This is a genomic window from Oliverpabstia intestinalis (assembly GCF_009696065.1).
Lineage (GTDB): Bacteria > Bacillota > Clostridia > Lachnospirales > Lachnospiraceae > Oliverpabstia > Oliverpabstia intestinalis.
The window spans coordinates 55,641-71,902 of sequence record NZ_VUMS01000009.1 but is presented as its reverse complement, the minus strand read 5'-3'; the positions used below and the strand labels follow the sequence as shown (position 1 = coordinate 71,902).

Annotated in this window: 18 protein-coding genes; 1 reads left to right on the top strand and 17 read right to left on the bottom strand. The window is 44.9% G+C overall.

What is annotated here, in order from left to right; genetic code table 11:
- Positions 1–92: 92 nt before the first annotated feature.
- The 5 genes from FYJ57_RS06295 to FYJ57_RS06275 all read right to left on the bottom strand — a co-directional run bounded on the left by FYJ57_RS06295 (position 93) and on the right by FYJ57_RS06275 (position 7,559).
- A complete protein-coding gene (locus FYJ57_RS06295) occupies positions 93–1,871 on the bottom strand; it encodes a cobaltochelatase CobT-related protein (protein WP_205839927.1) in 1,779 nt (592 codons plus the stop codon).
- Entirely contained in the window at positions 1,872–2,786 is a 915-nt protein-coding gene (locus tag FYJ57_RS06290; protein ID WP_154432057.1) for an AAA family ATPase, read from the bottom strand.
- Positions 2,787–3,444: 658 nt separating this feature from the next.
- On the bottom strand, positions 3,445–5,559 hold the full coding sequence (locus FYJ57_RS06285; RefSeq protein WP_154432056.1) for a glutamine synthetase III family protein: 2,115 nt from the start codon (positions 5,557–5,559) through the stop codon (positions 3,445–3,447).
- 182 nt (positions 5,560–5,741) lie between these two features.
- Positions 5,742–6,605, bottom strand: a complete 864-nt coding sequence (gene fba / locus FYJ57_RS06280; RefSeq protein WP_022172320.1) for a class II fructose-1,6-bisphosphate aldolase — start codon at positions 6,603–6,605, stop codon at positions 5,742–5,744.
- Positions 6,606–6,668: 63 nt separating this feature from the next.
- On the bottom strand, positions 6,669–7,559 hold the full coding sequence (locus tag FYJ57_RS06275; protein ID WP_154432055.1) for a diacylglycerol/lipid kinase family protein: 891 nt from the start codon (positions 7,557–7,559) through the stop codon (positions 6,669–6,671).
- Between the two features lie 262 nt (positions 7,560–7,821).
- On the opposite strand from FYJ57_RS06275, the gene trxA reads away from it, so the two are divergent.
- Positions 7,822–8,133, top strand: coding sequence for a thioredoxin (gene trxA / locus FYJ57_RS06270; protein ID WP_117523987.1), 312 nt, complete (start codon positions 7,822–7,824; stop codon positions 8,131–8,133).
- 209 nt (positions 8,134–8,342) lie between these two features.
- Here the strand turns inward: trxA and FYJ57_RS06265 are convergent, their stop codons facing one another.
- The 12 genes from FYJ57_RS06265 to map form a co-directional block, all read right to left on the bottom strand.
- Positions 8,343–9,014 (bottom strand): Crp/Fnr family transcriptional regulator, encoded by a 672-nt coding sequence (locus tag FYJ57_RS06265; protein WP_154432054.1) that lies wholly within the window; start codon positions 9,012–9,014, stop codon positions 8,343–8,345.
- 263 nt (positions 9,015–9,277) lie between these two features.
- Entirely contained in the window at positions 9,278–9,469 is a 192-nt protein-coding gene (locus FYJ57_RS06260) for a hypothetical protein (protein WP_022172315.1), read from the bottom strand.
- Between the two features lie 52 nt (positions 9,470–9,521).
- Positions 9,522–10,685: a glycoside hydrolase family 27 protein gene (locus FYJ57_RS06255; protein WP_154432053.1), complete on the bottom strand. Its 1,164-nt coding sequence runs from the start codon at positions 10,683–10,685 to the stop codon at positions 9,522–9,524.
- 300 nt (positions 10,686–10,985) lie between these two features.
- Entirely contained in the window at positions 10,986–11,522 is a 537-nt protein-coding gene (locus FYJ57_RS06250) for a bL17 family ribosomal protein (protein ID WP_022172313.1), read from the bottom strand.
- 130 nt (positions 11,523–11,652) lie between these two features.
- Positions 11,653–12,612 (bottom strand): DNA-directed RNA polymerase subunit alpha, encoded by a 960-nt coding sequence (locus tag FYJ57_RS06245; RefSeq protein ID WP_022172312.1) that lies wholly within the window; start codon positions 12,610–12,612, stop codon positions 11,653–11,655.
- Between the two features lie 89 nt (positions 12,613–12,701).
- Positions 12,702–13,295 (bottom strand): 30S ribosomal protein S4, encoded by a 594-nt coding sequence (gene rpsD / locus FYJ57_RS06240; RefSeq protein ID WP_154432052.1) that lies wholly within the window; start codon positions 13,293–13,295, stop codon positions 12,702–12,704.
- Positions 13,296–13,313: 18 nt separating this feature from the next.
- Positions 13,314–13,706, bottom strand: a complete 393-nt coding sequence (rpsK, locus tag FYJ57_RS06235) for a 30S ribosomal protein S11 (RefSeq protein ID WP_022172310.1) — start codon at positions 13,704–13,706, stop codon at positions 13,314–13,316.
- Positions 13,707–13,758: 52 nt separating this feature from the next.
- A complete protein-coding gene (gene rpsM / locus FYJ57_RS06230; protein WP_154432051.1) occupies positions 13,759–14,127 on the bottom strand; it encodes a 30S ribosomal protein S13 in 369 nt (122 codons plus the stop codon).
- A gap of 347 nt (positions 14,128–14,474) precedes the next feature.
- Positions 14,475–14,588 (bottom strand): 50S ribosomal protein L36, encoded by a 114-nt coding sequence (gene rpmJ, locus FYJ57_RS06225; protein ID WP_003497809.1) that lies wholly within the window; start codon positions 14,586–14,588, stop codon positions 14,475–14,477.
- A gap of 405 nt (positions 14,589–14,993) precedes the next feature.
- Entirely contained in the window at positions 14,994–15,212 is a 219-nt protein-coding gene (gene infA, locus FYJ57_RS06220) for a translation initiation factor IF-1 (protein WP_106491835.1), read from the bottom strand.
- Positions 15,213–15,228: 16 nt separating this feature from the next.
- Positions 15,229–15,495, bottom strand: coding sequence for a KOW domain-containing RNA-binding protein (locus FYJ57_RS06215; protein WP_022172088.1), 267 nt, complete (start codon positions 15,493–15,495; stop codon positions 15,229–15,231).
- 10 nt (positions 15,496–15,505) lie between these two features.
- On the bottom strand, positions 15,506–16,261 hold the full coding sequence (gene map, locus FYJ57_RS06210; protein WP_022172087.1) for a type I methionyl aminopeptidase: 756 nt from the start codon (positions 16,259–16,261) through the stop codon (positions 15,506–15,508).
- Between the last annotated feature and the right edge of the window lies 1 nt (position 16,262).

Here is a 16,262-nt window from a genome sequence, read left to right as displayed (position 1 = left end):
ATTCAGTCTCCAAACTGTTACTAAAGCTTTAACAGCTTAGAGTCATACTAACTTACTATAACAAAATCCTCTGTCGGATTCAATGAGAAATATTAACAATTTTCTTCTATTTGTTTGTTCAAATAGCTACCAACGATGCGGGAAAATCTGGAAATATCACGAATATAGGCAAAGTCCCGGCCAAAGATCTTTTTTTCTGCCTCCAGATCCTTCTCTTCTCCCGCGAACACGCCCAGTACAGACACTCCGAGATTTCTTAACCGTCGTACCTCTGTTCCGGTATCCCGCACCGCATATTTTCCCTGATACGGCTGGGGATTTCTCCCATTCGGGCGGTTTAAAATCACATCGTAAGGTCTTCCGTCACTGAGAATGATCATAATCTTACGCTCCTCTTCCCGTTCAAGGAGGCCCAGAGAAGCTGCCCGGATGGCCAGTCCATCCCGGTTATTGGAAGATGTGGTAAAATTAAAAATCTTTTCATTTGCCGATGCATCTTCATCATATTCCCGGTATCGCTGCAGGATCGTATGATCCCAGAAGGTACAAAAGCTCATCACACGATGCGGGATATGCACGCTGCTCAAAGCCTGCATGATGATATATGCCTGCAGTGCCACCTGTTCCTGCCGCACCCTCTGGGAACCGCTGGCATCGATCAAAACATCCACCACAAAGGTGCTTCCGTCTGCCGGACAGATCTGGGAAAACAGTTTGGCATCCCGGCTCCTCCCAATCTTCCAGAGTCTTTCCGGGCAGATCTTTCCCCTGTCGGAAAGGATTGTTATCTCTTCCTGTCGCATGGCCATAGCTTTTTTCAGGATTCCGGAAAGAATCACAATATTCTGTTTTACCGTCCGGTGATTGTCATAATAAGCGTATTTATTTTTCCCCTGTTGTTTTTTTGCATACTCCAGCTGATAATTTTTCTTCACCGGATTGGCCAGAATTCCATCCGTAAAATACAGTCCACAGTCTGCATGGATACCGCGGCATAACTGAAAATTAATCTTTTTTTCTTCCAGCGGCGACAGATAGGTTTTCCCGAAATTCAGTTCAATATACGTATATACTTTTTTCAGATCTTCTTCTGATACCCGGACGATCTTTCTCTTCTTGGAACTTTCTTTCTCGTCTTTTTTTTCTTCTGCGTGATTCTGTCCTGTGGCAGTCATCTGCTGGCTCATCTGTTCCAGGTAGGCTTCAAAGTTTTCTTCATACATATCTTCTGTCAGAAAATCCTGCCAGCTGTATTCCATCAGTTCTTCCACTGTGACAGCAAGCACTTTGGACAGATCACCGTGTATCTGTTCGAATTCAGGATCTACCCAGGCATTATAGCAGTCGTCGATCGTGCGGATCACTTCCATCGTATCAGCTGCCTTCTCCAGCGGTTCGATCCGGTCCAGCTGTTTCCGGATCTTCTCTTCACACCGTCTTTCCCCGGTCAGTACCTGCCGCATCATCGCCAGCTGCAGCCGCCCGAACTCTGATTTCACCATCATATCCATCTCGTGATCCAGCACATATTCATATGCTTTTTTCTGAATCGAAGACACACCTTTTCGCTCCCGGGCGATCCGGTCTCCCACCGCTTTTTCCATACACAGCTGCGCGATTGCCACCAGCGCATCCTCACGGGCACCCAGATAGACTTTTTTTACCAGATACATACTGAGCTTTTCTTTTTCAAAATATTTTGCAAAGGCTCCCTGTTTGATCCCGTCGTACAGGGCAATATATTTTGATTTCAAAAAGGCTTCCACATCCGGCTTCGCCTCAAGCGTGTAATCGCCGCAAACGGTCCAGATGATGTTTTTCATTCTGTTTGCAATCTCTAACTGTCTTTCTTCCAGTTCCTCTCTGTTCATCTAAAACACCTGCGCTGCGGTCCATTCTTCCGGAATTCTGGTCATGACCACATCTTCTACAATCTCTTTTTCAAATCCGTCAAAACACTTATTGATCACACCCATCCTCACAGCCAGAGACGGTTTCAGTCCCTGGCGGATCGCCCGCAACGAAGCAAGGATTCCTCGAAGATCCAGAGCTTTTGTGGATATTTCTCCGTTCTCCGCCTTTTTTTGCAGATCCAGAAAAAGTCCGATAAACTGTTCGATGGCTTCCGGTTTTCCCTCCGGGAATGAAGTGGTAAATATTTTTTCCAGGGTTTCTTCGTTCTGGTCCGGCATCTGAATCACAAGAAAACGGGATACCAACGCTTCGTTCAGTTCCTTGGTCCCCGCATAGCCGTAGTTCATCGTTCCGATAAAGCGTGCCGCGGGATGCAGCTCAATCTTATCATATCCCGGCACATCGATACTTCTTCGATAGTCCAGAGTTGCATGCAGCACAGATACCGCATCGTTTTTTGCCATATTGATTTCATCCAGTATGCCAAATCCACCGTATTCCGCACATTGATAGATGCTTCCTTTTCGCAGTTTGACCTGATTATCTTCAAAGGTATCCGTTCCTATCAGATCACCGCTTCCTGTGTTGACATGGAAAGAAATGTTATAAGTGGGTCTTTGGAAGATCCATGCCAGATTTTCCGCCAGAACATTTTTTCCGGTGGCTTTGGAACCGGAAAGTAACAGGTTTTCTTTCTGCAGCAATGCGGCAATTCCCATCTCCAGAATCTCGGTTCCGTAGAAAGGCATCATAGGATCGCTTACCCGGTATTTTACTTTTTCTTCTACCCGGTACTGATTTCTGAATTCTTCTACTGCGCGGATTAATTGGGGATGAACTTGCTGTTGTTCCAGATATGTTCGTACATCCATCGTTGTTTTTTCTCCTTTATTCACAATTTGTTCATTTTTCTTTCAAAATACATTCACTTTTGCATCATTATTTTTTCATTTCTGTTGCATATAATACATTATAACAAATCAAAAGAAAGATACAAGCGAATTACTTTTGATAACACTTTTTCATAATTGTGCCAGGTACCTTTGGAAGGAGGTAGCTGGCACCCTCCTTTTTATGGAGGAAATGAGTTGTGAATATGCGGACGCCGACAGAGGGCACACAGCCAGGGGCAGGGAACGTGGGCAGGGCAACTTTGAGCTAGCCGCCAACTCCGACTATGATTCACGAGGGTCGGCTGACCCTCGCGAAAGTCTGCGTAGGCGTCGGATCTCAAAGCTTGCCCTAAACGCCCACAAAGTGTTCCCTGCCCCTGGCTGTGTGCCCTCTGTCGGCTGGGTATTGACAACTGGGAGGGATGACGTTGTCGTATGTTATACGTTTTTTCCATAATATTATGGATTTAAATGAGTAACTGATTTACGTATTTTGGAGTGATTGTTTCCTCTCCTCATAGTGTTGCCATTTTCATACACTGACAGATTTTATGTTCTACGTAAGAATGCCCGTAAGTGGAAGGGGATTTTTCCACTTGCGGGCATTTATTTTTATATAATTGGTTTGATTTTTTGTTTAGACTTCGAACATCAGGTCGCCGTAGGATGGCATTGGCCACATTTCTTTGTCTACGATCATTTCCAGCTGGTCGATTGGTTTGCGCAGAGCTTCCATGGCGGTGTTTACTTCATCGTGGTAGTATCTTGCCTGGCGCTCGTTGTTTTCGATCAGGGATGCAGCTTCCGTTTTTTCCTTGAGGGTCTTGAGGGCTGTCTGGCTTTCTCTCAGGAGTTTTGTGGTTTCTTTCAGAAGTTCGGTCTCCACGCTCACGTCCATACCCGGGATGGTCTGGATGGAGATAATGGCATCAGCCAGATGCTTTGCGTATTTGATCACGGCAGGGATGATCTGTTTTGCGGCAATGTCGATCATGGCTCTTGCTTCCACGTTGATTTCTTTTGCGTAAGTCTCGTATTTGACTTCGGTACGGGACTCCAGTTCTGTCTTTGTAAATACATGGAAGTGTTCGAACATGGCGATGGATTTCTCTGTGGTCAGCGCTGGAATGGCATCTACCATGGAGCGGATGTTTGGCAGACCACGGCGTTTTGCTTCTTCTACCCATGCATCGGAGTATCCGTTTCCGTTGAAGATGATTCTCTGATGTTCTGCGCAGTTTGTCTTGATCAGATCATGAACTGCCACATCGAAATCTTCCGCATTTTCCAGAATCTCGCAGGCTTCCTGGAAAGCTTCTGCCACGATGGTATTCAAAACGATATTCGGTGCTGCCACAGAATCCTGGGAACCTACCATACGGAACTCAAATTTGTTTCCGGTGAAAGCAAATGGTGAGGTGCGGTTTCTGTCGGTAGCATCTTTTGCCAGATCCGGCAGGGTACGCACACCGGTCATCAGACGGCCGCCTTTTAAGCTGTGATCTGCAGTACCAGTGCTTACCAGCTGTTCTACCACATCTTCCAGCTGTTCGCCCAGATAGATGGAGATGATAGCCGGCGGAGCCTCGTTTGCGCCCAGACGGTGATCGTTACCGACATCGGATGCGGATTCGCGCAACAGATCTGCATGACGGTCTACAGCTTTCAGGATACAGCTCAGTACCAGAAGGAACTGTACGTTCTCATGCGGTGTTTTTCCCGGCTCTAACAGATTGATACCATCATCGGTAACCAGAGACCAGTTATCGTGTTTTCCGGATCCGTTAACACCTGCAAATGGTTTTTCATGCAGGATGCATTTGAGACCGTGTCTTCTTGCCACACGTTTCAGAGTCTGCATGATGATCTGGTTGTGGTCTACGGCGATGTTTGCCGGTGCGTAGATCGGAGCAAGTTCGTGCTGTGCCGGCGCAACTTCATTGTGCTGGGTCTTTGAAGATACACCCAGTTTCCACAGCTCTTCGTTGACATCTTTCATGTAACCGGCGATCTTCTGACGGATGGTTCCGAAGTAATGATCATCCAGCTCCTGACCTTTTGGAGGCATCGCGCCGAACAGGGTTCTTCCGGTATAAATCAGATCTTTTCTCTTCATAAATTTTGCCGCATCTACCAGGAAATACTCCTGTTCCGCACCAACAGATGGGGTCACTTTTTTGGAAGTAGTATTGCCAAACAATCGGATCAGACGAAGGGCTTCTTTGTTGATGGCCTCCATGGAGCGAAGCAGTGGAGTTTTCTGATCCAGTGCTTCTCCTGTATATGAACAGAATGCTGTTGGGATGCAAAGGGTTGCACCTGCAGCATCCTGGCGCACAAACGCCGGTGAAGTACAATCCCATGCTGTATATCCTCTTGCCTCAAAAGTCGCACGCAGACCACCGGACGGGAAAGAAGATGCATCCGGTTCACCCTTGATCAGCTCTTTTCCTGAAAAGCTCATCAGTACCTTTCCGTCTGCTTTCGGTGCTGTAATAAATGCATCGTGCTTTTCTGCAGTTACACCCGTCAGAGGCTGGAACCAGTGACTGTAATGGGTAGCGCCTTTTTCAATCGCCCATTCTTTCATCTCATGAGCGACCACATCAGCAATCTCCAACGTCAGTTCTTTTCCCTCTTCCATCGTCTGTTTCAGTTCTTTGTACACTTTTTTAGGCAGGCGGGCCTGCATGACCGCATCGTTAAATACATTTTCTCCGAAAATCTCAACCACGTTTACATACTCACTCATTTTTCCTATCCTTTCCGTCTTACCCCGATTTCCATCTCCATGTTTTCCGCTGCCATGTTCTCCGCCATGGCCCATCGACTGCTGGCTTCAAAAAAGGCAGTCCACTTTTTTGATAAGCAGACTGCCTACTTGTTGCCATGTATATCAAAGCTGGTCTGACCGACCAATTTTGATTAGATTTCTCAAGCTTTGTTTACAGAACCGAACAGTTCCATTTTTTCTTTTACAGTAGCTTTGATTGCTTCTGCTCCCGGAGCCAGAAGTTTTCTTGGGTCAAAGCCTTTACCTTCCAGGTCTTTTCCAGCTTCGATGTATTTACGTGTAGCATCAGCAAATGCCAGCTGGCACTCTGTATTTACGTTGATTTTGGATACGCCCAGGTCGATTGCTTTTTTGATCTGATCAGCCGGGATACCTGTACCACCGTGCAGTACCAGAGGCAGTTCTCCTGTCAGTTCCTGAACTGCTGCCAGAGTTTCAAAACTCAGACCTTTCCAGTTTGCCGGATATTTTCCGTGGATGTTACCGATACCTGCTGCCAGGAAATCAACACCCAGATCTGCGATCATTTTACATTCCTTCGGATCTGCACACTCGCCGGCACCGATAACGCCGTCTTCTTCACCACCGATGGAACCAACCTCTGCTTCCAGAGACATTCCGTGTTCTGCAACGATCTTAACCAGTTCTTTTGTTTTTGCAACGTTCTCTTCGATTGGGTAATGAGAACCGTCGAACATGATAGAAGAGAAACCTGCTTCTACACATTTCAGGCATCCTTCATAGCTGCCGTGATCCAGATGCAGAGCAACCGGAACAGTGATATTCAGCTCTTCCAGCATTCCGTTAACCATTCCTACAACAGTTTTATAACCTGTCATATATTTTCCGGCACCTTCGGATACACCAAGGATTACTGGAGAATTACATTCCTGTGCAGTCTGCAGAATCGCTTTTGTCCACTCAAGATTGTTGATGTTGAACTGTCCTACTGCATAGTGACCTGCTTTTGCTTTTTTTAACATTTCTGTAGCTGATACTAACATAATCAAACCTCCTACGTTCACGTTTTAATTTCTTGTATATTATAACCCATCAACTTCTGAAATTCAAGAGTTGATAAGAATATCAAGCGCCTGCTTTCTGTTTTTTATTCTTACCTCTTTATGCTCGCCGCCGAATTCACCGTCAAGCGTCCAGGAAATCGCTTCATCTCCGTGGATATACAGGCTGTTCGCCTTAAATGCATCGATCATATTCGTGTCATCGTACGCATTGATCAGTGCGGCAATGATCTCGTTTAATTCCAGCGGATTTTTCGGCTTTTTGATCAGTGTAACTTCAAACAGACCGTCATCCATCTCCACATCGTTTCCCACCAGATTACGAAATCCTCCTATGGAATGGGAATTTGTGATCATTCCATAGATATAATCGCCCTCATGGACTTCTCCGTTGGCTTCCACACACAGATGGTAGGTCTTTATATCAAAGATTCTCTTTGCGCCTTCCATCACATAGGCAAGATGTCCCAGAATATTTTTCAGATCCTGACTTGTTTCATACGAAACATCAGTAAACATGCCGAAAGCTGCCACATAGATAAAATTATCTTCATTAAAGCTTCCCACATCCACGGAAAACAGGTGGCCGTCCACGATATCCTGCGCTGCTTTCACCATATCCCGCGGGATCTCGAGGCTGCTTGCAAAATCGTTTGTACTTCCCGCCGGAATATAACCGAGTGGTACATTCGCACCGATTTCCATCAGACCGGTAACCACTTCATCAAGAGTTCCGTCTCCGCCGCTGCACACGATCAGGTCGACCTCTTCAGCCATGCTCTTTGCTATTTTTTCCGCATCCTTCGCCCCCTGGGTCGGATGCACCACTACTTCATAGCCGCCCTTGACAAAAACATCGATGATGTCCATCAGTTTGTTGCGGATCTGGCCTTTTCCGGATCGCGGATTGAAGATAAACAGCATTCTTCCTTTCATAGTACACCTCATCTCTTCATTCTTTCTTACAGTTTTCCCACGATAAACCCTCTTTTTCACAGACATTTCCCTGTCTGCCCGTTTGGGCTCATTATACCACGCCTTTTGTCTTTTGTAATCAGTTTGATTTCTAAAATTTTACAGAAAATTCACGAAAATACCGTCATATTTTCTTCGGATTTGTATTTGTGACTTAATCACAGAATCTTTCCCGGCAGATGTGGTATCCTATTATCATAAAAATACAGGAGGTCATAGTACTATGGAATATACATTTACAACAGACAATTTTGAAGCAGAAGTGCTCGGCTCCGATGTGCCGGTGCTGGTTGATTTCTGGGCTACCTGGTGCATGCCGTGCCGTATGCTTGCCCCCGTGATCGAAGAGATTGCTTCGGAAAATGAAGGCAAAATCAAAGTAGGCAAAGTCAACGTAGACGAAAACCCGGATCTGGCAAGAAAGTACCGCGTGATGAGCATTCCTACCGTTCTGGTATTTAAAAACGGCGAGCTGACAGCTACCAGCGTCGGCGTGGACAGTAAGGAAAATATTCTGAAACTGCTGGAGAAATAAACAGATCACTACAGAAAAATCCCCCGGTAAGCGGAATGTCGTCCGATACCGGGGGATTTTCTGCTGTTACAGCCTCCAGAAGAATCTGATCGCCCGGTTCATACACATGATAGCACACCAGATTGACCTCTTCTTTTCCCTGTTCTGACACAATCTCTCTTCCCTGTTGCTCGATCACTTTTTTGCAAAAAATCGTGCATATTTTCTTCTTATATTTTTTTATATAATTCTTTCCGATTGACCACACGGACGCCACCGCGGAACAACTCCACACAGCCACCTTTTACCAGACCTTTCAGTGTTCTGCTAACTGCTTCTCTGGCACTTCCAATAGTTCTTGCAATCTGCTCCTGCGTCATATAAATCTTTCCGTCTTTTTCTCCGGCCGCCTCATCCAGAAGAAATCCGACCAGACGCTGCTCCAGACTGGCAAACAGAATTTTCTGTATCGCGGCGATAATATCAGAAAAACTCTCATTGATCTTTTTATAGATAAAGTTCTCCAGATAGATATTCTTTTCCATGATCTGTCGCAGGATACCCGTCGGAAGCAGATATACTTCACTGTCCGTCTCAGCATCGATCTGAATATCAAAAGGAAGGGCCGGAAGCAGGCAGGATGCCGAAATCACACAGAGTTCTCCCGGATGTATCCGGCATACAGTAGCTTCTTTTCCGGCTTCCGATACCAGATTGGCACGCAGGATACCATCACATACCAGAAAAATCCCCAGACAGTCTCTTCCTGTGTCCGTGACCATCTGCCCTTCTTCGTAGGTACACCATCGAATCTGTTCCTGAAGCATCTTCTTTTCCTCCTCCGAAAGATGTCTCCAGAAAGAATAATTTTCAAATAACTGCTCTATCTTTGTCCGTTCCATGCCGTCTCCTTTTTCCGATCTTTTCTGTCTGCATTATAAAACAGTTGTTGAATTACTGTCAACAAACACAATATCGGACTGCCCCATAGTAAAACTTTGCTTTTTACCTGCATAAACGAGATAAAACACACTTCACGAATTCTACTTGATATCGTGTCAGTCGCAAAGGTCTCATGTAAGCATGAATTTTGGCTCGTTGCTCGCGAAAACACCAAAGCCCTCTTCACCGGAATTATACTTTTCACGGTAAAGAGGGGCTTTGTTTATCGAAACAGCACACAATTGCCAGATTCCCGATAATATCGGATGCGCTCTTCAATCGCTTTTCGTTCGCAGTGTAACGCTTCCGCCAGACAGTCCATGCACAGAAAACTCGAAGCATTTCGAGATACCAGTTTCATATAGATGGCTTTCTCATCTGTGGTGAGATGTGCACCGCATTTTCTGCAATCCATTTACTTTTCCACAACTTTCTCTTTATTTTCCTAATTATTCAGCACTGTTCTTCTACTTTTCTACAATGCGCGCGCGCACAACCACACAGCCATGGGATGGTACAACCGGTGCAAATCGCTCGGTAAATTCGCCCAGTTCTTCCCCTGTAATGCAGTCGTGCAGAGACAGGGATACTCCGGCAGCATATGGAATACCCATATCCCAGAATTCCAGAGACAGTTCCCTCTGTGTATCACTGAAATTAAAGATACCGATCGCAAGATCTCCATCTGCCAGAGGTTTTACCAGAATAAATGCTTCATTCTCGTTATAAACATCCGGAAGTGGTTTGATCACATAAGCCCCGCGTGCTTCCAGGTCCTGATTGATAGCAATCAGATCTTTGTTTAACAGGGTTTTCTTTGTCTCTTCGGATGCTTTTCGCAGATCACAGCCCATGATCAGCGGGGATCCCATGATCGCCCACAGGGCAAAATGTGTCAGATATTCCTGATCGGTACAGCCACCGATCTTACTTCCGATAAATCCGTCATTGCTGGCACCGTGCATTCCTACAACCAGCATGTCCATATCGTTGTGGCAGAAATTGCCGGTATAGGGCTCTTTTCCCATCTGAGAGATTGCCAGATTTGTAATGGATTCCCAGTTATCCTGAATATCCACGGTAGAACGATAGGTATGCGCTCCGGAAGACCGGATCCAGTCGTAGACTCCGTCAGTTCCCCAGTTACATGCAGCAAACAGGATTTCTCTGCCACAATTCTTTAAAGCAAGGCTCATTCGTTTATACAGGATTTCACCCGGAATCTGCCGTGGCTTGAAGCAGTAGTCGTATTTCAGATAATCCACGCCCCACTCTGCAAATTTCTTCGCATCCTGGAATTCATGTTCAAAACTGCCCGGATAACCGGCGCAGGTATGGGTTCCTGCACAGGAATACATGCCGAATTTGAGTCCTTTTCCATGTACATAATCACTGACCCACTTCATTCCATGCGGGAATTTTTCCGGATCCGGAACGAGATTACCGTCCGCATCACGCTGTTTCAGGCTCCAGCAGTCATCGATGACCAGATATTCGTATCCGGCCTCCAGATATCCGTCTTCTACCATGCGATCTGCCATCTCACAGATCATTTTTTCATTGATATCCCAGGTAAAGGTATTCCAGGAATTCCAGCCCATCGGAGGGGTCAGTGCGATTGGTTTGTTCATTTTGTTGTCCATCCTTTCTTATAATCCGTTATCTCTTCTGTCATTCATCCCTTCCTTCGCTGATATGATGTATTTTTGTAAAATCTCAGCTGTCCTGGATGCATTTTCAGAATCTTTGATGTCTCTATCATACCTGTTAACCTGATAATTTTATATGGTAATTTGTTGATTTTTATATGTAAAAAGATGCAAAAAAATACTGGACAGAGCGTAAACAGTCTATGCAACGCAGCAAAAAAGACACCGATCTATGTTTCCACAGATCGGTGTCCTGTTAATTATCGTTTGAACACTCTGAAATTATACCAACTCCAGAACTACTTCCATAGCTGCGTCACCTTTACGCGGTCCGATTTTGATGATTCTTGTGTAACCACCGTTACGGTCAGCATATTTTGGTGCGATTTCGTTGAACATTTTGTCTGCCATGTCAACGTCTTTTGTGTTTTTCTTTCTTCCAGCAGCTTCTGTCGGAACAGCTTTTACCGGATAGAATACTTTCATCATCTGGCGTCTTGCATGCAGTCTGGAAGGAGCGTCTTTCTTGATTTCTTTCTGTACTTCATCGTAAACAGTTACTTTCTTTCCGTCTACAACTTCTTTTACTCTTTTGCCATCAGCATCTTTACGAGCAACTTTAGCTGTAACAGTTACTGTTTCAAAGTTGTCTTTTTCTTTTACAGCCAGAGCGATCAGGCCTTCAGCAACTTTGCGGATTTCTTTTGCTTTTGCTTCTGTAGTAACGATTTTACCATGATATAACAGATTTGTTACCTGGTTTCTGATTAACGCTTTTCTCTGTGCAGATGTTCTGCTCAGTTTTCTATATCCTGCCATTTTATTTTCCTCCATTTGTGGAACAGCCGGTCATGCTTCTTTGGTCTTACTGACGGACTGCTTTATCTTCTACAAATATTCCTTTACCCTACCGGCCAGTTACCGGCAGTTGCAACAAACAAGCTGCTTCTTATTCTTCACCAGGATTTAACTGCAATCCCAGTTCTTTTAATTTTGCAAGTACTTCTTCCAGAGATTTACGTCCCAGGTTACGGACTTTCATCATATCTTCAGAAGTTCTGTTGCAAAGTTCTTCAACGGTATTGATACCGGCTCTCTTCAGACAGTTGTAGGAACGAACGGACAGCTCCAGCTCGTCGATGTTCATTTCCAGAACTTTTTCTTTTTCATTGTCCTCTTTTTCAATCATGACTTCTGCAGTCTTTGCATTTTCAGAGAGGTCAATGAACAGTTTCAGATGCTCGCTCAATACTTTCGCAGCCAGGCTGACTGCTTCATCCGGATCCAGAGTTCCCTTTGTATAAACATCCAGTGTCAGTTTATCGTAGTCAGTGATCTGGCCGACACGAGTGTTCTGAACTGTCAGGTTTACACGCTCTACCGGTGTATAGATTGCATCTACAGCTAATACGCCGATCGGCATATCATCTGTTTTTCCTTTATCTGCACTGACGTAACCACGACCTTTTGTAATGGTCAGTTCCATATACAGCTTGCTGTCTGGTCCGCCGTTTAATGTAGCGATTACCTGGTTTGGATTCATGATCTCGATATCCTGGTCAACCTGGATATCAGATGCTCTTACCACGCCTTCGCCTTCGAACTCGATGTATGCGATCTTCGGATCATTGCTTTCGCTTGTGTTCTTGATCGCAAGGCTCTTCAGATTCATGATGATTTCGGTTACATCCTCTTTTACACCCGGGATGGAACTGAACTCATGCAGAACGCCTTCGATTTTTACCTGGCTGACTGCAGCACCCGGCAGAGAGGACAACATGATTCTTCTCAGGGAGTTACCCAGAGTAATACCATAGCCACGCTCCAACGGTTCTACTACAAAGCGGCCATATTTTTTATCATCGGAAATTTCTGTAATCTCAATTTTTGGTTTGTTAAAATCAAACATACCAGGCCCTCCTTATTGGGATAATTATTTTCACTGAGGGTAACATATGGGAAATGGCCCACACGTAAACGGTGAGCCACAACTCACAATTATTTAGAATACAACTCGACGATAAGCATTTCGTTTACAGGTACGTCAATTGCATCTCTTGCAGGAACTTCTTTAACAGTTCCTTTTAATGCTTCCTGATCAACATCCAGCCATTCCGGAACCAGTCTTCCACCGGTCACTTCCAGAATGTCTTTATATCTCTGAGAAGATTTTTTAGCTTCTTTGATCTCAATCTGATCTCCGGCTTTTACCAGGTAAGACGGAATGTTTACCTGTTTGCCGTTTACCAGTACATGTTTGTGGTCAACGATCTGACGAGCTTCTCTTCTGGTTCTTGCGAATCCCAGACGGAAGATTACGTTGTCCAGTCTCATTTCCAGCATGGCCATCAGGTTACTACCTGTCATACCAGGCATCTGGTCAGCTTTCTTGTAGTAGTTACGGAAAGGTTTTTCCAGAACACCATAGATGAATTTTGCTTTCTGTTTTTCTCTCAGCTGCAGACCGTACTCAGACATTTTACGGTTTGCTCTTTTTAACTGTCTTGTGGATTTTTTGTCAATTCCTAAATAGATAGGATCCAGACCCAGGGATCTACATCTTTTCAGAACTGGTACTCTATTTACTGCCATAATCTACTGACCTCCTAATTAGACTCTTCTACGTTTTGGTGGACGGCAACCATTGTGTGGTACCGGAGTTACGTCTTTGATACTTACTACATCAAGTCCGCATGCGGAAAGAGCACGGATTGCTGCTTCTCTTCCTGATCCCGGTCCTTTTACGAATACATCAACAGTTTTCAGACCATGAATTAACGCTGCTTTAGTAGCTGTTTCTGCTGCTACCTGAGCTGCATAAGGAGTAGATTTTCTTGAACCTCTAAATCCCAGACCACCGGCACTTGCCCATGATAAAGCATTTCCTTCAGCATCTGTCAGAGTAACGATTGTGTTATTGAAAGATGACTGGATATGTGCCTGTCCGCGTTCAACGTTTTTCTTTACACGACGTTTTGTCGTTTTCTTTGTCACTTTAGCCATTTTAAAAACTAACCTACACTTTCTTCTATTCTATGTTACTGGTTGCCACGAATTATTTCTTCTTGTTTGCTACAGTTCTCTTAGGACCTTTTCTTGTTCTTGCGTTGGTCTTTGTTTTCTGACCACGAACAGGCAGGCTCTTTCTGTGACGGATACCTCTGTAGCATCCGATCTCCTGCAGACGTTTGATGTTCATAGCGATCTCTCTTCTCAGATCACCTTCTACAGTCTGAGTCTCATCGATTATAGCACTGATTCTTTTTACTTCTTCGTCCGTGATATCTCTAACACGGGTGTTCGGATCTACATTAGCTGCTTCCAGAATACGGGTAGCGCTTGTTCTACCGATTCCGTAGATATAAGTTAATCCGATTTCAATACGTTTTTCTCTTGGTAAGTCTACACCAGCAATACGTGCCATGTAATTTTCCTCCATCTTCTACTTGACCAGTCGGGGCAGCCCATATGTCACCATATGTCTGAAATGTGTGTCCTATCCGGTCATATTAATATTTTCCTAATTGGGATGCCGGTATGTGAAGCATCCAGCCATGTCTCCATGACCTTTCCGGCTTAGCCGGTATTAAGCAATATTATAAGGGATGCAACGCTCTCTACGGCGTTCATCCGCCGGAGGCTCTCCGGTACACCACTCCGGAGCACTCTCATTATAATATCTAAACAGTACAACACATCCAGATGTGTCCTACTGCAGCCGCACTTAATTTTGAAGCTCTCGCTTCCAAACAGTCAGATCTAATTGACGGATTAGCCCTGTCTCTGTTTGTGTTTTGGATTCTCGCAGATTACTCTGATACTACCTTTTCTTTTGATGATCTTGCATTTCTCGCAGATCGGTTTAACAGATGATCTTACTTTCATGTGAATCCTCCTTTCTCCTTCTTAGCTAAGACGCATTCTTGCGCCTGCTCATGGTGGAAGAACCCTGTTTTTTGCGCACAAAAAAAGAACGCATTCACAAAAGTTCGTCTTACAGTATAGCATTCTCTTTTCAAAAAAGCAAGCCATTTTTTCAATTTTTTTCCTGCTTTTTCAGCCTTTCTCCCCGTTATCCCAAAACCAGCACCAGCCGGATACTTTCCTCCGTCAGCAACACTTTGTGGGCGCCTAGGGTAAGCTTTGAGATCCGACACCTACGCAGACTTAGGCTCGAGCGCTCTCGCGAGAGTCTTAGTCGTAGTTGGTGGCTAGCTCAAAGTTACCCTGCCCACGTTGCTTACGGAGGAAAGTATCCGGCTGGTGCGTACCCTTCGGGATAACTATTCTTTATTTATCTCTCCAGATAATTCTACCCTTAGACAAATCATACGGAGAAAGTTCCATAGTAACCTTATCTCCCGGTAAGATACGAATAAAATTCATTCTCAGCTTACCACTGATATGTGCCAATACCACATGTTTATTTTCCAGCTCAACCTTGAACATTGCATTTGGCAATTTTTCAAGGACAGTACCTTCTACTTCAATAACATCTGCCTTAGACATTGCATTCCCTCCTGTTTTACTTTTCGCCGTATTCTCTTCTTCCACGGATGACATCCGAATCCTGAAGATCTCTTCCTTCCCGGATCACATTCTGGATCCATTCAGGAATATGCCGATCCACCTGAACATGTTTGATCCTTTTCTTTTTCGGATGATCCAGTGTACGGATCTTCCCGTCCACCAGATACACAAAAGGCTCTTTCACATCCAGAACCATATAGACCTTTCCCTTATCATGACCGGCAAGGGATCTGGCCATCATGCCAACACCATATCCTTCCATCCGGGCACCTCTATTTCGTAAAGGTCAGGATTTCAGGTTCGCCCTCAGTGATGAGAATCGTATTCTCATAGTGAGCGGCCAGTGATTCATCTTCAGTCACAACCGTCCAGTCATCATCCAGCCAGCAGACTTCCGGTCTGCCCATGGTGATCATAGGTTCAATAGCAAGTGTCATACCAGGCACCAGACGGATTCCTCTCCGCTTCTGTGCAAAGTTCGGAATCTGCGGATCTTCATGAAGGCTGGTTCCGATTCCATGACCAACCAGATCTCTGACCACACCGTATCCAAAACTTTCTGCATAATTGCCGATCGCAGCGGAAATATCATACAGATGATTTCCTGCTTTTGCCATTTTGATTCCTTCAAAGAAACTCTGACGGGTTACATCAATCAGTTTCTGAGCTTCAGGGCTGATCTCCCCAACTGCATGGGTACGGGCAGCATCCGAATGATAACCTTTGTAGATGAGTCCGGCATCCAGGCTGACAATGTCTCCTTCTCGAAGAATTCTCTTCTTACTCGGGATTCCATGTACAACCTCATCATTTACAGATACACAGATGGATGCAGGATATCCATTGTAATGAAGGAAATTCGGGGTGCATCCGAAACTTCGGATCATTTCTTCACCCAAATGATCGATTTCCCAGGTTGAAATCCCCGGTCTGATTGCTTTTGCAAGTTCGTCATGAACTTTCTCAAGCAAATGGCAGGATTCCCTCATTAATTCAATTTCCCTGGCAGTCTTTATTGATACTGACATG

Bases quoted from the DNA above. Each gene is read 5' to 3' on its own strand.
- rpsD (WP_154432052.1), bottom strand. From the start codon at position 13,295: ATGGCAGTAAATAGAGTACCAGTTCTGAAAAGATGTAGATCCCTGGGT.
- fba (WP_022172320.1), bottom strand. From the start codon at position 6,605: ATGTTAGTATCAGCTACAGAAATGTTAAAAAAAGCAAAAGCAGGTCAC.
- FYJ57_RS06265 (WP_154432054.1), bottom strand. From the start codon at position 9,014: ATGGAACGGACAAAGATAGAGCAGTTATTTGAAAATTATTCTTTCTGG.
- FYJ57_RS06290 (WP_154432057.1), bottom strand. From the start codon at position 2,786: ATGGATGTACGAACATATCTGGAACAACAGCAAGTTCATCCCCAATTA.
- FYJ57_RS06260 (WP_022172315.1), bottom strand. From the start codon at position 9,469: ATGGATTGCAGAAAATGCGGTGCACATCTCACCACAGATGAGAAAGCC.
- rpmJ (WP_003497809.1), bottom strand. From the start codon at position 14,588: ATGAAAGTAAGATCATCTGTTAAACCGATCTGCGAGAAATGCAAGATC.
- FYJ57_RS06250 (WP_022172313.1), bottom strand. From the start codon at position 11,522: ATGGCAGGATATAGAAAACTGAGCAGAACATCTGCACAGAGAAAAGCG.
- rpsK (WP_022172310.1), bottom strand. From the start codon at position 13,706: ATGGCTAAAGTGACAAAGAAAACGACAAAACGTCGTGTAAAGAAAAAC.
- FYJ57_RS06255 (WP_154432053.1), bottom strand. From the start codon at position 10,685: ATGAACAAACCAATCGCACTGACCCCTCCGATGGGCTGGAATTCCTGG.
- FYJ57_RS06275 (WP_154432055.1), bottom strand. From the start codon at position 7,559: ATGAAAGGAAGAATGCTGTTTATCTTCAATCCGCGATCCGGAAAAGGC.
- FYJ57_RS06245 (WP_022172312.1), bottom strand. From the start codon at position 12,612: ATGTTTGATTTTAACAAACCAAAAATTGAGATTACAGAAATTTCCGAT.
- FYJ57_RS06215 (WP_022172088.1), bottom strand. From the start codon at position 15,495: ATGGAAGGATATGGTGTTGGCATGATGGCCAGATCCCTTGCCGGTCAT.
- map (WP_022172087.1), bottom strand. From the start codon at position 16,261: ATGTCAGTATCAATAAAGACTGCCAGGGAAATTGAATTAATGAGGGAA.
- trxA (WP_117523987.1), top strand. From the start codon at position 7,822: ATGGAATATACATTTACAACAGACAATTTTGAAGCAGAAGTGCTCGGC.
- FYJ57_RS06295 (WP_205839927.1), bottom strand. From the start codon at position 1,871: ATGAACAGAGAGGAACTGGAAGAAAGACAGTTAGAGATTGCAAACAGA.
- FYJ57_RS06285 (WP_154432056.1), bottom strand. From the start codon at position 5,559: ATGAGTGAGTATGTAAACGTGGTTGAGATTTTCGGAGAAAATGTATTT.
- infA (WP_106491835.1), bottom strand. From the start codon at position 15,212: ATGTCTAAGGCAGATGTTATTGAAGTAGAAGGTACTGTCCTTGAAAAA.
- rpsM (WP_154432051.1), bottom strand. From the start codon at position 14,127: ATGGCACGTATTGCTGGTGTAGACTTACCAAGAGAAAAACGTATTGAA.